The organism is Myxococcus eversor (assembly GCF_010894455.1).
Classification (GTDB): Bacteria; Myxococcota; Myxococcia; order Myxococcales; family Myxococcaceae; genus Myxococcus; species Myxococcus eversor.
The window spans coordinates 120480-134205 of record NZ_JAAIXY010000029.1; the positions used below are offsets into that span (position 1 = coordinate 120480).

Here is a 13726-nt window from a genome sequence, read left to right on the forward strand (position 1 = left end):
GACGCGGCTGCCGGGAAGCGGTCCACCATGCGTTGTGGCAGGGGAGGCGACTCGAGCCCGCGCGCGGGAAAGGAGGACAGGGGGACTGGATGATTCCTCCGGCCCGGGGTGTAGTTCTCCCCCGCATGCCCCATCTGCGTCAGGTCTTCGTCATCCAGGCCCTTCGCGAGCTCGGTCGGCTGGCCCCGGACCTCGCTCGCAACCGGGCGGAGCGCTCCCTGGAGGCCAGTCTCCAGAGCCTGCGCGAGGCCTGTCTCACGACGCTCGGCATGGAGCTGGACACGCTGACGGTGTTCGACGCGCGCTCCGTCGTGCGGCTCTTCGCGCACGCGGAGCAGGCGCGCATCCTCGCCCACCTGATGGACGAGCGGGCGCGCACCCTCGCGGAGCACGGCGACTTCGTGGGCGCCCTGTCGGACACCGTCTACGCCGGACAGCTCCTCGCGTCCTCCCGTCAGCGCTTCGGCGTGCTGCGAGACGCGGGCGCGGCGGACGCCCTGGAGCGCGAGCTGCCCAAGCCTCCTCCCTGATGAGCCGGAGCCGCGCGTCTCAGGACGCGACGCGCGCCCGGGGCCGACGAACGGCCTGGGCGCCACAGGCCACCGCGTGCCGCGCGAGCGCCTCGTCCACCGCCGCGTCGTCCAGCTTCACGCCCTTCTCGCGCCAGAGGTTGTCCACCTGGAGCACGCCCTCGCGCACGCGGGCCTCCAGCCGTCCCACGAGCTGACCCCGGTGGAGCAGCGGGCACACGTACCAGCCCCACTGGCGCTGCGCGGCGGGCTTGTAGACCTCCCAGATGTAGTCGAAGCCGAACGCGACGCTCACCAGCCCCCTGTCCCACAGCACCGGGTCCAGGGGCCCGAGGATGCGCATCCTCGCGTCCGGCTCCGGGAACTCGCGCTCCCGGAAGCCCGAGGGCGCCAGATATCGACGGGGTGAGCCCGGCACGGTGACGTCCTCGAGCACGCCCTCGGAGACCAGCGTGTCGGGCAGCGCGGAGGTGCGCACGTCGGACAGCATGGACCAGTGCGGTCCGCTCGCGCGGCTCAAGAGGCCCGCGGCCTCCACGCGCTCGCCCAGGGCCCAGCGCTCGAAGGCGCTCTTCACCCGGGCCTCGGCCATCTTCGGCAGGGCGCGTCCGGGGACGTCGTACACCTTGCCGCCAGGGCCGCGTCCGCACACCACCACCTGGCAGCGCGTCCAGAGGACCTCCAGCGCCATGGCGGTGGCGCGCGCGGTGCCCTTCCATCCGCTCCAGTCGATGGGCACCACCGCGCCATGGTCCTTCAGCTCGCGAGAGGACGACGGGCCTCGCTGCGTCACCTCGTCCAGCACGGCGTGCAACACCGGCTCGGGGATGCGCTTGAGCCGCTCCTCCAGCCGCCACCAGGGCGCCTGGGCCGCGCGCTCGCGGTAGTACGGGAAGGCGCTCGCGGGCAGCAGGCAGCGCTCCTTGGCGAAGTGCTCGAACGCGTGTCCCGGCAGCAGGTGGCGGTACACGTCGCCGCGCGTGATTCCCTCCACGCGCGCCAGCGCCACCAGGTCCGCGTTGGTGCCGATGACATCCAACGGGTCCAACTGGATGCAGCGCAGCGACTTGAGGAGCGAGCGAACTCCGCGCGCCCCGGGAACAGACAGGGGGCGCGCGAGTCCCAGTTGTCCGACGAGATATCGCCGCGCCTCATCGGGCTGCAGCACGGTGGGAGCGGGAAGCGAAGGCGAAGGCACGGCGCGGACGTTAACCGGTGCCCCCGGCTCAGTCGCGCTCGGGTGGAGCCTCGTCTTCCTCCTCCTCGACGGCGCGGCCCACGGGCTCGGGCTCCAGGCGGGCTTGTCGCTGGCTGGCCTCCCAGGACTCCTCCGCGTCGTGGGCGTGGACGACGGAGGCCGCCGCGTCATCCTGGGCGCTGGCCCAGGTGGTGTGCCCTCCCGCGTAGCCCTCCAGGGGACGAGCGCCTCGCCGCGCCTCCACCTCCAGGTCCTTCTCTTCCTGCTCCCGCAGCCGCTGGCGCTCCTGCTCGCGCTCGCGCTGGTGCTGTCGGTCGATGATGGGGTCGTCCGCCATGGTGCTGATACCTCCTGTCCGCAACTTGCGGACGACGCTCGACGGCGGCAGCGAGCCGGCGCGGCGCCATGACGGGCCGCATGCTCGGTGGGCGAGCGGAGTTCGCCCGTCGCCCACCCAGGCGCCCTCAGCCCGCTCTCATGCGCAGCACCACCTTGCCCGTGGCGCGTCGGCTCTCCAGCTCCCGCAGGGCCTGCGCGCCCTGCTCCAGCGGGAAGACGCTGCCCACCACCGGCTCGAGGAGTCCCTGGTCCGCCATCGCCTCCAGGTCCTTGGCGATGGTCGCCGTCAGCGACGGCTCATGGAGGAGGAAGCCGCCCCACGCCACGCCCACGACGTCGATGTTGCGCAGGAGCAAGCGGTTCACCGCGACCTCGGGGATGCGGCCTCCCGCGAAGCCCACCACCAGCAGCCGTCCCTCCGGCGCCAGCGCCTTGAGGCTCTTGTCGAAGATGTCGCCACCCACCGGGTCCAACACCACGTTGACGCCCAGGCCGCCTGTCTTCTCCTTCACCTGCGAGAGCCAGTCCCCGCTCGACAGCAGCACCTCGTGCGCCCCTGCCTTGCGGGCCACCTCCGCCTTTCGCTCGTCACTCACCACCGCGAGCACCCGCGCCCCCGCGCCGCGCGCCACCTGCACGGACGCCGTACCCACGCCACCCGCCGCGCCGTGCACCAGCACCGTCTCGCCGGACTTCAAGCGCCCGCGCCGGTGCAGCGCGAAGTGCGCCGTGTGGTAGTTCATCACCACGCCCGCCGCCGCCTCGAAGCTCCACCGCGCGGGGATGCGGAACACCATGTCCGGCGAAATCGCGGCGACTTCCGCGAACCCTCCCAGGCCGAAGCTGAACGCCATCACCCGGTCGCCCGGCTTCACCGCGGCGCTCGCGGGCGCCGAGCGCACCACGCCCGCCACCTCCACGCCCGGTACGAAGGGCACCGGCGGCTTCATCTGGTACTGCCCTCGAGTGAGCAGCAGATCCGGAAAGCTCACCCCCGCGGCCACCACGTCGATGAGCACCGCGTCCGCTGCGTCGGGCTCCGGAACCTCCACCAGCGTGAGGCCCTCGGGTCCTTCCAGTCGCTGCAACTGAAGTGCGCGCATGTCCCTTCCTCCCTGCGGGAGAGCCTCGCGCACCGCACCTCATCCGCAAAGGGACACGGCGAGCGCTCGTGGATATCCCTGTCAGGCGCCGCGCGCGGCACGCGTCTTCGAAAGAGATTCCGGCGTCCGGCCGGTGCGGTCCTACACGCCCTGGGCGCTTGATGTCGCTGGTTCGAATCCAGCTCTCCCGACTGTCTTTCCGGGGGATAGCTCAGAGGTAGAGCGCGAGCCTGAAAACACATGGCCGCGCCACTCGGACGCCGGAATCCCTCCCACCCTCAATTCCTGTCGAAAATGCGGCGAAAAATGCCGCCGGGCCTCGCGCGCGGACCCCGGCTGGCTGTCTTCGGTCACGCCTTTTTCGGGAAATACTGAGGGGGCTGGGGTTACCCACTACGTCGCACGGTTCTTCAAAAGTACCGGGTAGGGCACCCATAAGTGCATGAAATATCTGAGTAATTTATCCTAAACTCGGAATTTGAGAATAGGCTACTTAGTAAAATTATCGCGCAACCTTGAAATACGTAACCCTCCCGTGGCACTGTGCTTTCTAATCTTTCCGCTTAGGAGGATTACAATGGTGAATCAGCGAGTGCGCGGTGCACTTGGTGTTGCGGCGCTGTCCTTCCTTGTTGGTTGCAACGAGTCCACCCCTGCTCCCGAGGCGAAGCCCCAGGAAACCGCGAGCAAGACCGCGGCCCTGGAGTCCGCTGGGACGAAGATCCTTGACAAGGATGCCTCCGGCATCCCGACGTTCATCACGGGCAAGCTGGGCCAGCTGGTGATTTCGCCCGCGGGCGCGGCGTCCATGCGTGAGGCCGAGCTGGCCCCCGCGGTGGCGGCCGTGGCTCCCCTGTTCCACCTGAACACGGGCGACCTGTTCCTGAAGAAGGCGTACACGGACCCCCAGGGCGACAGCCACTTCCGCTATGGCGTCCGGGTCAACAACATCCCCGTGCTGGGCGGCGAGCTGCGCATCCACGCCCGCAATGGTGAGGTCTACGCGGCGAACACCAACACCCGCAGCGACCTGAAGGCCGAGGCCAAGGCCGGCGTCGATGTGTCGGTGGCGAAGGCGTCCCTCCAGGCCGACCGCGAGACGCACGAGGGTCTGGTCATCCAGGAGGAGAGCGAGCTCGTCTACTGGCGCGACTCCGACCAGCTCATCCTGTCGTACAAGCTCACCCAGACGGGTGAGAAGCGCGACGGCACCCCGATTCGCGACTTCGTCATCGTGAACGCGAAGAACGGCGATGTGATTGCCCGCCTGCCGCAGATCCACACGGCGCTCAACCGCCGCATGCACAACGGCAACAACACCACGACCCTGCCGGGCGTGGTGGTTCGCACCGAGGGTCAGCCCGAGCACGCCGACCCGGTCGTCAACACCAACTACGACCACCTGGGCACCGTCTACGACTGCTACCAGGAGCTGTACGGTCGCGACTCCATCAACAACACCGGTGGCATCCTCATCAGCACCGTGCACCACCGCGTCGCCTACGTGAACGCCTTCTGGGACGGTGTCCAGATGGTGTACGGCGATGGCGACGGCGTGAACGCCAGCAACCTGGCGAACTCGCTGGACGTGACGGCGCACGAGCTGACGCACGCCGTGACGGAGAACGAGTCCAACCTCACCTACTCCGGTGAGTCCGGCGGCCTGAACGAGTCCATGTCGGACATCTTCGGCGCGGTGTGCGAGTGGTTCGGCGACGGCAACGTCGTCAGCGCCCGTACGTGGCTGGTGGGCGACGACATCTGGACCCCGTCCATCCCGAACGACGCCCTGCGCTACATGGCGAACCCCACGCAGGACGGCGACTCGCTCGACTACTACCCGGACTACTCCTCCGGCGTGGACGTGCACTACAGCTCGGGTATCTCCAACCTGGCGTTCTACCTGCTCTCGCAGGGTGGCACGCACCCGCGCGCCAAGACCACCACCGTGGTCGCTGGCATCGGCATCGAGAAGGCCGGGCAGATCTTCTACCGCGCCAACCGCGACATCCTGATGGCCGGCTCCGGCTTCGAGGCCGCCAAGCTCGCCACCGAGCAGGCCGCCGCGCAGCTCGGCTACACCGCCGCCGAGATTGAGTCCGTGAGCAACGCCTGGAAGGCGACGGGCGTCGGCGTGCCCATCATCATCGACTCGGACCCCATCGAGAAGGATGTCCCCATCTCGGACATCTCCGGTGGCCGCGGCGAGAAGAAGTACTGGGAGTTCGACCTGCCGGAAGGCGCGTATGACCTGAACGTCTCCATCGCCGGTGGCACGGGCGACGCGGACATGTATGTCCGGTTCGGCAATGCTCCGACGACGAGCCTGTACGACTGCCGTCCGTACCGCTCGGGCAACGCGGAGAGCTGCCCGTTCCCCACGCCGAACCACGGCAAGTGGTACGTGATGCTCAACGGCTTCAGCCCCTACACGGGCGTGACGCTGACCGTCACCTGGAAGGGTGGCTTCGTGCCCGTGCAGAGCGGCGTGGCCGTGAAGAACCTCTCTGGCGCGGCGGGTTCCTCGCGCGTGTTCACCATCCAGGTTCCGGAGCGCAAGCCCGGCACCGGCATCAACAGCCTCTACATCCAGACGGGCGAGGGTGAGGGCAACCCGGACATCTACGTCAAGCTGGCGTCGGCGCCGTCGAAGTTCGACTACGACTGCCGCAGCGTGAAGGAGCACCAGTCCGAGGTGTGCAACCTCATCAACGTGCCGGCCGGCAAGTACTACATCGAGGTCTTCGGCGCGAAGGGCGGCTACGAAGGCATCGCGTTCATCGCGTCGCACAAGTAAGCACCTGACGTCACCGGCGCGGCCTTCGGGTCGCGCCGGCCCAGGCCCCGGTCGTCCGTTTCCTCACGGACGTCCGGGGCTTTGTCATGTGCGGGGGGTGGGGCTTCCTCAGAGCGGGCGGACAGCGGGGCCCGGCAGGATTTCGCGCAGGCACCGCTCGATTCCGCCCCGGTGCTTCCACTGCTGCGGGTAGCCGAGCGACACCTCCTCGAAGCGCACGCCGTCCCGCCACTGCGTCAGCGGAATGTGGAGGTGGCCGGTGACGACGACTTCGGCCCGGTAGCGCGCGTGCCAGTCCTCGGTGCGCTTCGTCCCGCACCAGATGGAGAAGCGGGGGATGCGCGGCAGGCGCACGTGCTCGTAGCGCAGCGGGTAGTGGTTGATGAGCACCGTGGCGCAGCCCGCGGGCAGCGCCTCGAGCCGGGCTTGAGTCGCCTCCACGCGCGCGGCGCACCAGGCGGAGCGGCTCGAGTAGGGCTCCGGGTGCAGCAGCACCTCGTCGGTGCACAGCAGGTCATCCTCCCACGCCCACTCCAGCGCCTTGTCCTCTGGCACGTGGTCCGGACGGAACGAGTAGTCGTAGCCCAGGAACATGGGGACGAGGACGCGGTGAGGGCCCTCGCCGGGCCAGCGCGGGTACGGGTCCTCGGGCGTGAGTGCGCCGTGGCTGCGGCACAGCGCCACCAACCGCTGGTAGCGCGCGTCGCCCTTCAGCTGCGGCTGCTCGGAGGGCATGGTCCACAATTCGTGGTTGCCCGGTACCCAGAGGACCTGCCGGAAGCGCGCCGTCAGCGTGCGCAGCATGAAGTCCATCTCGGAGAGGCTCTCGCCCACGTCGCCCGCGACGATGAGCCAGTCATCCGGGAAGAAGGGGAGGGTCTGCAGGGCCTGGCGGTTGTCGGCGTGGCGCAGGTGCAAGTCACTGATGGCGTAGAGCTTCATGGCGGCGCGGCCACCTTAACGCGGGAGGGCGGGGCGCGCCGCACGGAGGGCGCCCACGGCTCAGGCGGAGCACTTCCCGGGGTTCGCGCCCAGGGCGCGCAACAGCGCGTACACTTCCGACGGAGGCGCGGCGCGGTCCACCCAGGTGATGCCCCGGGGACACGGCCGGGCGGGAGGCCGCACCGCGTGGAGCGCGCAGGCCGTGCAGGGATGGTGCGCGCGCACCTGCTCCAGCAGACCGAGCCCGTCTCCATCCGGAAGCAGATCCCCGCTCACCACCACGCGCGGCACCTCTTCACGCACGAGCGCGAGCGCTTCGGTCATGTCTCGCGCGTAGCGCTTCCCACCTGGCAGGTCCCTCGCGAGTCGCCGCAGCGCGGCGAGTGCGCGCGGGTCTTCGTCCACGAACAAGAAGGTGAGCACGGGCATCACGGTCATCGCTTCGACGTCCTCGGGTTGAGGGGAACGCCTCAGGTCAGGTTCTCTCAAGACTACCTGGGAAGTTCTTGGATGCCAACCTCTCAAGTCATATCGACATGGGTAGACCCGTTAGGTTAACGAACATGGAAAAGACCCTCGCATCCCGCCTCGGAGGAGCTGCGCGACTCGCCCGGACCCGCCTGAATCTGACGCAGGCCGACGTCGCGGAGCGCATCGGTATCGCGAGTGAAGTCTATGGGCGACTGGAGCGCGGCCACATGTTGCCGAGCATCCAGACCTTCCGTCGGCTGTGCGTGGTGCTCTCCATCTCCGCGGACGAAGCGCTGGGTCTCAAGCCGTCCGGCGAGGTGAAGTGGGCCGCGGAGCCTCCCAGTGAGTATGGCGAGTCCGGTGAGCTGCGCCGCCTGCTGCGTCGTGCGAAGCAACTGGACCGCGGCGCCATCCGCCTCTTGAGCGTCCTGGCCGCGCAGTTCCGCCCCAAGGGCAACGGCTGACTCCGGGCGCTGCGCCTACGTCCCGGCGCGCGCTCTCTCCAGCTTTCCCAGTCGCTCGCGCAGCTTCTTCGCGGAGGGGAATCCGTGGAAGAGGACGACCTGGGGGTGGGCCTCCAGCGTCTCTCGCTCGGCGGGCTCCTTCGACAGCAGCGCGCGGTCCACTCCGAGCAGCAGTCCCGCGTCGGGCCGGGTGCGCAGCTCCGCGAGCCTGCGGGTCAGTGCGCTCGCGTGCCAGGGGTGGAACAGCTCCAGGGCGACCTCGTGTCGCGACGCGCGGTGGCGGAAGGTCAGGTCCGGGACGCACAGGCTCGCGGCGCCCACGTGCCGGGGCAGGGGCGTGAGGTCCAGCTCCCACGCGTCATCCACGAAGCTCGCCGACAGCGAGGCGACCTCTTCGGGCACGTGGCCCAACGCGGCGGGTAGGGGAGAGACGAGCGGGTCCTTGTCGCTCAACGTGAGCGTGGCCTGTCGTCGCGAGGGCTCCACGGTGGCCTTCAGCTCCCAGCGCTCCAGCACCGGGACGACGGACAGGAACGAGGCGAGCTGCAGGCCGTACTTCTTCTGCATCGCCAGCATGGCCCCGGGCCCTTCCACTTCCAGCTCCCAGTCCGGGCCGTCACGCCGCACCTCCGCGACCAGGCGGCAGAACTTCAGCCACCGGAGCACCTTGCGCACGCGCAGCAGTTCCGGTGAGCGAGCCCGCAGCGTCAGGCGCCGGGCCGACAGCAGTGGCCCCTGGGCCAGCGCGAGGTTGTAGCGGTCCAGGAGCACCTGCGCCGTGGGCGCTTCCGCGTCCCAGCCCAGCAGCTTCCGATTGCCGGGCAGGTCCGCATAGAGCGCGTCCCGCGCGTCCGTCAGTGGCACGCCCAGGGCTGCTTCCAGGCGTGCCTCGTAACCCTCCACGGAGGTGTCGGGTGTCAGCGTGCGCAAGGTCCGGGCGGCCGTCTTGAAGCGCTCCCAGCGGGCTTCGGATGCACCGGGCGCGGGCTCCTCGAAGACGAGCCGGTCCACGAGCAGCTTCACCAGCCCGCGCGCGATTTTGGGGCGCGCGAAGGCTCCGGCGGACAGGCCCAGCATCTCCTCCACGTCGTCGCACGTCTCGCCCCGTGACGACTCCACGGTGGCCAGCAGGTCCGAGGCGAGTGACAGCAGGGCCTCGTCGTCGCGCTTCACGAAGACCGGGCGCAGCACGCCCTTGCTCACGCGGAAGGCGAGCAGCTCGCGTGTCAGCACAGCGGGCCTCGCGTGAGGCCACTGCGTGACAGTCCATCGCCGACGATGGGGCGCGCGGGCGTCAACACCTCAGGGGTCCTATCGGTGGGCGACATGGTGGCGCCGCCGCACTTCGGCGTCAGCGCGGAGCCCACTTCATGTGAGAGCGCGCTCACCTCAGGGTTCCTCCTGGTAGGCATCATGCTGGCGCCGTCGCTCGCTGATGCCGCTCTCCGCCGTCTGCGCGGAGCACACCTCGTACAGGAGCGCGCGCTTCCCCGGGCGCTTGCGCAGGATGCGCCCCAGCCGCTGCACATGTTCGCGCACGCTGCCGCTGCCGCTGAGCACCACGCCCACGCGCGCCTCGGGCACGTCGACGCCCTCGTTCAGCACACGCGAGGTGAGCAGCACGGGCAGCTCCCCGGACGAGAACGCGGCCAGCAGCGCCTTGCGCTCGGGCACGGGCGTGTGGTGCGTGAGCGCGGGCAGGAGCAGCCTTCGCGCCAGCGTGTACACCGTCTCGTTGTCGTCGGTGAAGACGAGGACGCGGTCCTCGCGGTGCTCCAGGAGGATGCGCCACAGCACCTCCTGCTTGCCGCTGGAGGTGAGGGCGATGCGGCGCTGCTCGCGGTAGCCACGGTACGCGGCCCGGCCCTCGTCGCTGCGCTGGCTCTGCGCCAGGAAGCGCGCCCACCCGTCCGGCGCCGACAACCGCACGCCCAGCTTGCGCACGAAGTTGAGATAGAGCGCCCGCGCCTCGTCGTAGCGCGCCTTCTCGTCCGCCGTCAGCGGCACCGCCACCTGCTTCACCTCATAGGGCGCTAGGTACTCGCCCTGAAGCTCGCGGATGTCGGTGCGGTGCACGCGTGGACCCAGCAGTTCCTCGCACACCCGCTCGCCGCCGTCCGTGCGCTCCAGCGTCGCGGTGAGGCCCAGCCGGTAGGGCGCCAGCGAGCCCTCCGCGATGAAGCGGTAGCTGGGGGCCGGAAGGTGGTGGCACTCGTCACAGACGAGCAGGCCGAAGCGGTTGCCGTGGAACTCCGTCTGCATCGCCGCCGAGTCGTACGTCGTCACCGTCAACGGCTGCCGGTCATTCACCCCTCCGCCCAGCATCCCCACCGGCAGGGCGAAGTGGCGCGAGAGCACGCCCTGCCACTGCGTCATCAGGTCCAGCGTCGGCACCACCACCAGGGTGGGGCGCTTCACGTGGGCGATGGCCAGCACCGCCAGCAGCGTCTTGCCCGCGCCCGTCGGCAGCTCCACCAGGCCCCGTCCTCCCGCCTGCGTCCACGCCTCCAGCGCCGCGCGCTGGTGGGGAAACGGCTGGATGGGCACGGTGAGCGTCGCGTCGAGCGGCTCGAAGCGCTTCGCCCGGTCCGCGTACGCCACGCCCAGCTCCCGCAGCCGCAGCACCACGTCGCGGTAGTGCCAGGCCGGGGCGCGGTACACCCCCGTGCGTCCGTCCTTCTGGAAGAGGGCGAGCAGCCGCGCGTCCTCCGGCAGCGTGGGAGCCACCAGCGTGCCGCAGTCGAAGTGGAGCTCGCAGGTGCCGGCCATGGACGTCCTCTGGAGGACCTAGCCGGTCAATCCACGTTTCGCCAGCCTCATGAGAAGGCGAGAGGGAAGTCGGGGCCGCGCATGTCTCCTTGCAGGAGGCCCCGCGTTCGGGATACCCACCCGCGCCCATGCGTTTTGTCTCGCTCGTTCCCCTGCTGTGTGGGCTGGCGGTCGTCGCCCAGGGTGGTCTCAACAAGCGCTTCGCCGGCCAGTGGGGCCTGCTGGGCGCGGTGCTGATGAACATGGTGGTGGCGACGGTGGCCACCTTCGCCGTGTACGCCGTGGCGCGCTCGGTGCCCGGCCTGTGGCCCGAGGCCGCGTCCACGCAAGGCCGCTTCTCCGGCTTCACCTTCTGGCACCTGCTGCCCGGACTGTGTGGCGTCGTCATCGTCGTCGGCATGCCCTGGGCCATCGGCCGCGTGGGCGCCGTGGAGTCCGTCCTGCTGCTCATGGCCGCGCAGCTCGCCACCAGCCTCGTCTGGGATGCGATGGTGGAGAACCGTCCCGCCACGCTCGCCCGGGTGCTGGGGTCGGTGGTCGCCTTCTCTGGTGCGGCCATCGCCGTCTGGAAGGGTTAGGTTTCCCGGCAGATGCGTCGCGTCCTCATCGCCAGCCCCCATGTCGCGTCCCGCGAGCTGCTGCGCCGCGTGCTCGCTGTCGATGACGAGAGCCTGCTCATCTCCGCCACCGGCGACACCGACGACGCGCTCGCCTCCATCACCACCGCGCCGCCCGCGCTCGTGGTGGTGGACCTGCGCAGGCAGGACGAGGACTTCCCGCTGTTCCTCGGGCTCTTGCGCAAGCGGCACCCGACGCAGCCGGTCATCGCGCTGGTGCCGGGCCGGATGCGCATCTTCGACGGAAGCCACGAGCGCGTCATCGAAGCGCCCGGGGACAGCACCGAGTCCCTCCACCAGCTCCTCGACTCCTTGAGGACCGCGGTGCGGGATTTGGTCGCCCAGGAAGTGCTGAGGGTGCTGCGCCCGCCCGTCGGCCGGGCCTGAGCCTCACAGGCGCAGGCGGTAGCCCAGTCCTCCCGCGAGGAAGCCCCCGACATTCACGTCGCCCGTGGTGACGAAGTCCAGCGGGGCCAGGTGGTAGTGCGCCTCCAGGAAGAGACCACCCGGGCCCAGCGGAAGCTCCAGTCCGGCCAGGGCCTGCAGTCCCAGTCCGCCGCCGCTCTCCGACGCGGTGGCGCCGAAGAGGTCGGACGTGGCGCGGTGCAGGTACAGGCCCGGCCCGCCGCCCACGTACGGAGTCAGCGAGCCCAGCGCCCGCTCGAAGCGGAATACCGCCGACAGCAGGAAGGCCACCTCGCGCACCGCGAGCGTGTAGCTCCCATCCGGAGGGGGCGCGCCGAAGCCGCCCAGCTGCGGGTCGGTGAGCACGCCCGACGCCTGCGGCCGGTGGTAGTTCACCTCCAGCACCACCGCGAGCCGTCGCTTCAAGAGCGGCGTGACGTAGCCCAGCTCCAGGCCCAGGTAGAGGTCGCCGCCCAGCGGCGCGGTGGACTTGAAGAAGCCCACCTTCGGCGCCAGCAGGACGCGGCCTCCACCGACCCCCTCCGTCGAGGCGGCGGACTTCGAGCCGGAAGCGGCGAGCGCGGTGAGCGCGACGAGGACGAGTGCGTTCATGGCAGGAGCGCTCCAGACAACGGCACGGGGCGGGCCCCGTCTTCGGAAGTCAGCGTCGCGGTCGGCGCGGCCACCACGGTGAAGCCCTCCACCGCGGGCACCAGGCCCACCGCGCCGCTCGGGTCGATGACTTCGAGCGCATAGGGCCCGCCCGGGGCGAGGCCCTGGGGGCACTTGGGGTCACCTCCCGGCTCCTCGAAGCCCGAGCACGAGGGGAGCTCCGCGGTGACTTCCGTGGCGGACACCCGCGTCACCGCGCGAAGGGGAATGCGCTGCGACAGGGTGGGCGCCGTCTTCAAGGGCGCCAGCACGAACAGCTCCGGCACGTCCGTGAAGCCGCGCTGCGCTCCCGTGGGCGCATTGAAGAGCCGGATGGGGGTGTTGCTCAGCTCGCTCCCGGACCTCGGCGTCAGCGTGAGGGTGCCCAGGTGGGGGTAGACGAGGTCGATGCCACCGGCCGCGACGGCCGAACAGCCCTCGGGCAGGGTGAGCACCAGGTCATAGATGCCCTCGGGAGTGCCCGGCGGAATCTCCGACTCGATGCGCGTCGCGGAGACGACGGTGACGAAGAAGAGGGGCTGGTCGGCCATGCCCTCGCGGCGCAGGAGGATGATGGGGGATGTGCCTGGCTGGAAGTCACGACCCTCCAGGACGATGGGATTGGCGCCCGTGGCCGAGTACCCATCCGCCGGCGGCACCACCCGCGTCACCGTGGGCGGCGGCACCACCGTCAGCGCGTCTCGCAGCGTGGCGGTGCCACCCAGGGGATTGGCGACCTCCACCGCATAGGTGCCCGGCAGCAGCTCCACCGGGGGGGTGCTGTCGCTAGTGGGCACGTTGAGGAGCAGCAGCTCCGGCCGCACGTAGAAGACCTGGCTCCGCGACAGCGTGTACGTGGACGGCCCCCGCAGCGTCACTTCCGGCAGCTCCACCGTGGGCGTGTCCGTGAGCGCCTCGCCGGGCACGGGGGTGAAGCGCTTGCCCTCCACCTCCAGGCCCCAGCCCGTCTGCCCGCCCTGCGCGTTGCAGAGCTGGGTCAGCGTGGAGGCGCGAGTCCGGGGGTTGACGGCTCGCTCCACCACGGGCGTGGGCCCCTCCGTGGTGCGTGAGCACCCGCAGAGGGCAAGCAGGGCGGTGGCGACGACTTGCAGGCGCAAAGCGATTCCTCCCCTTCATCAAACGACGGCCACCCACGTTAGGCCGCCCTCCCTGGAGGTCCGGAGATTTTTCCGGTTCCGACCGGAGGCCTCGCCCCAAGGGCCCACTCCCTCCGCGCAACTCCGCGAACTCATTGGTTTCGAGCGCCGTGCGGGCGTCGGCACGGCGAATGCTATGGGTTCATGTCGCGGGGGATGACGCGGTCCGGTGGGGGGGCGTTGGGGGCGGGGACGTGTCGTGCAAGGGGCTGGGCGGAGACGAGTCGGTGCCTGGAGTGGGGAGGCAGGGTTCGTCGGTGGGGATGGGGGCCGGTGAGGGGGA

15 protein-coding genes are annotated in these 13726 nt (G+C 70.0%); 5 read left to right on the plus strand and 10 right to left on the minus strand.

Annotation, left to right across the window (positions count from 1 at the left end; genetic code table 11):
• Positions 1–125 precede the first annotated feature (125 nt).
• Positions 126–530, plus strand: a complete 405-nt coding sequence (locus tag G4D83_RS40920) for a hypothetical protein (RefSeq protein ID WP_163870376.1) — start codon at positions 126–128, stop codon at positions 528–530.
• A gap of 19 nt (positions 531–549) precedes the next feature.
• Here G4D83_RS40920 and G4D83_RS40925 read toward each other — a convergent pair whose 3' ends face one another.
• From G4D83_RS40925 to G4D83_RS40935, 3 genes are all read right to left on the minus strand, one after another.
• Positions 550–1728 carry a winged helix-turn-helix domain-containing protein gene (locus tag G4D83_RS40925; protein ID WP_163870377.1) on the minus strand — a complete coding sequence of 393 codons (1179 nt, stop codon included), beginning with the start codon at positions 1726–1728 and terminating at the stop codon, positions 550–552.
• A 28-nt stretch (positions 1729–1756) separates the two neighbouring features.
• Positions 1757–2065 carry a hypothetical protein gene (locus tag G4D83_RS40930; protein ID WP_163870378.1) on the minus strand — a complete coding sequence of 103 codons (309 nt, stop codon included), beginning with the start codon at positions 2063–2065 and terminating at the stop codon, positions 1757–1759.
• Positions 2066–2192: 127 nt separating this feature from the next.
• Positions 2193–3170, minus strand: a complete 978-nt coding sequence (locus G4D83_RS40935) for an NADPH:quinone oxidoreductase family protein (protein ID WP_163870379.1) — start codon at positions 3168–3170, stop codon at positions 2193–2195.
• A gap of 577 nt (positions 3171–3747) precedes the next feature.
• Here G4D83_RS40935 and G4D83_RS40940 point away from each other — a divergent pair.
• Positions 3748–5967: a M4 family metallopeptidase gene (locus G4D83_RS40940; protein WP_163870380.1), complete on the plus strand. Its 2220-nt coding sequence runs from the start codon at positions 3748–3750 to the stop codon at positions 5965–5967.
• A gap of 108 nt (positions 5968–6075) precedes the next feature.
• On the opposite strand, the gene G4D83_RS40945 is transcribed toward G4D83_RS40940, so the two are convergent.
• Entirely contained in the window at positions 6076–6909 is an 834-nt protein-coding gene (locus G4D83_RS40945) for a metallophosphoesterase family protein (protein ID WP_163870381.1), read from the minus strand.
• A 60-nt stretch (positions 6910–6969) separates the two neighbouring features.
• Entirely contained in the window at positions 6970–7347 is a 378-nt protein-coding gene (locus tag G4D83_RS40950; protein ID WP_163870382.1) for a response regulator, read from the minus strand.
• A gap of 125 nt (positions 7348–7472) precedes the next feature.
• Here G4D83_RS40950 and G4D83_RS40955 point away from each other — a divergent pair, with 125 nt between their 5' ends.
• Positions 7473–7844, plus strand: coding sequence for a helix-turn-helix transcriptional regulator (locus G4D83_RS40955; RefSeq protein ID WP_163870383.1), 372 nt, complete (start codon positions 7473–7475; stop codon positions 7842–7844).
• Positions 7845–7859: 15 nt separating this feature from the next.
• Here G4D83_RS40955 and G4D83_RS40960 read toward each other — a convergent pair whose 3' ends face one another.
• Genes G4D83_RS40960 through G4D83_RS40970 form a run of 3 tightly spaced genes read right to left on the minus strand, consistent with a single transcriptional unit; the run spans position 7860 to position 10613 of the window.
• Entirely contained in the window at positions 7860–9077 is a 1218-nt protein-coding gene (locus G4D83_RS40960) for a DUF790 family protein (protein ID WP_163870384.1), read from the minus strand.
• A complete protein-coding gene (locus tag G4D83_RS40965) occupies positions 9071–9232 on the minus strand; it encodes a hypothetical protein (RefSeq protein WP_163870385.1) in 162 nt (53 codons plus the stop codon). Before G4D83_RS40965 ends, G4D83_RS40960 begins: the two co-directional genes overlap by 7 nt.
• Position 9233: 1 nt before the next feature.
• Positions 9234–10613: a DEAD/DEAH box helicase family protein gene (locus G4D83_RS40970; protein ID WP_163870386.1), complete on the minus strand. Its 1380-nt coding sequence runs from the start codon at positions 10611–10613 to the stop codon at positions 9234–9236.
• A gap of 128 nt (positions 10614–10741) precedes the next feature.
• Between G4D83_RS40970 and G4D83_RS40975 the strand changes: the two genes are divergently transcribed.
• Both G4D83_RS40975 and G4D83_RS40980 read left to right on the plus strand, forming a co-directional pair.
• Entirely contained in the window at positions 10742–11191 is a 450-nt protein-coding gene (locus G4D83_RS40975; protein WP_163870387.1) for a DMT family transporter, read from the plus strand.
• Positions 11192–11203: 12 nt separating this feature from the next.
• The gene (locus tag G4D83_RS40980) at positions 11204–11617 is read left to right on the plus strand and encodes a DNA-binding transcriptional response regulator (RefSeq protein WP_163870388.1); all 414 of its coding nucleotides are present in this window, start codon (positions 11204–11206) and stop codon (positions 11615–11617) included.
• 3 nt (positions 11618–11620) lie between these two features.
• Here G4D83_RS40980 and G4D83_RS40985 read toward each other — a convergent pair whose 3' ends face one another.
• Positions 11621–12247: a hypothetical protein gene (locus tag G4D83_RS40985; RefSeq protein WP_163870389.1), complete on the minus strand. Its 627-nt coding sequence runs from the start codon at positions 12245–12247 to the stop codon at positions 11621–11623.
• The gene (locus G4D83_RS40990; protein WP_163870390.1) at positions 12244–13404 is read right to left on the minus strand and encodes a hypothetical protein; all 1161 of its coding nucleotides are present in this window, start codon (positions 13402–13404) and stop codon (positions 12244–12246) included. The genes G4D83_RS40985 and G4D83_RS40990 overlap by 4 nt, the downstream gene beginning before the upstream one ends.
• Positions 13405–13726: the final 322 nt, after the last annotated feature.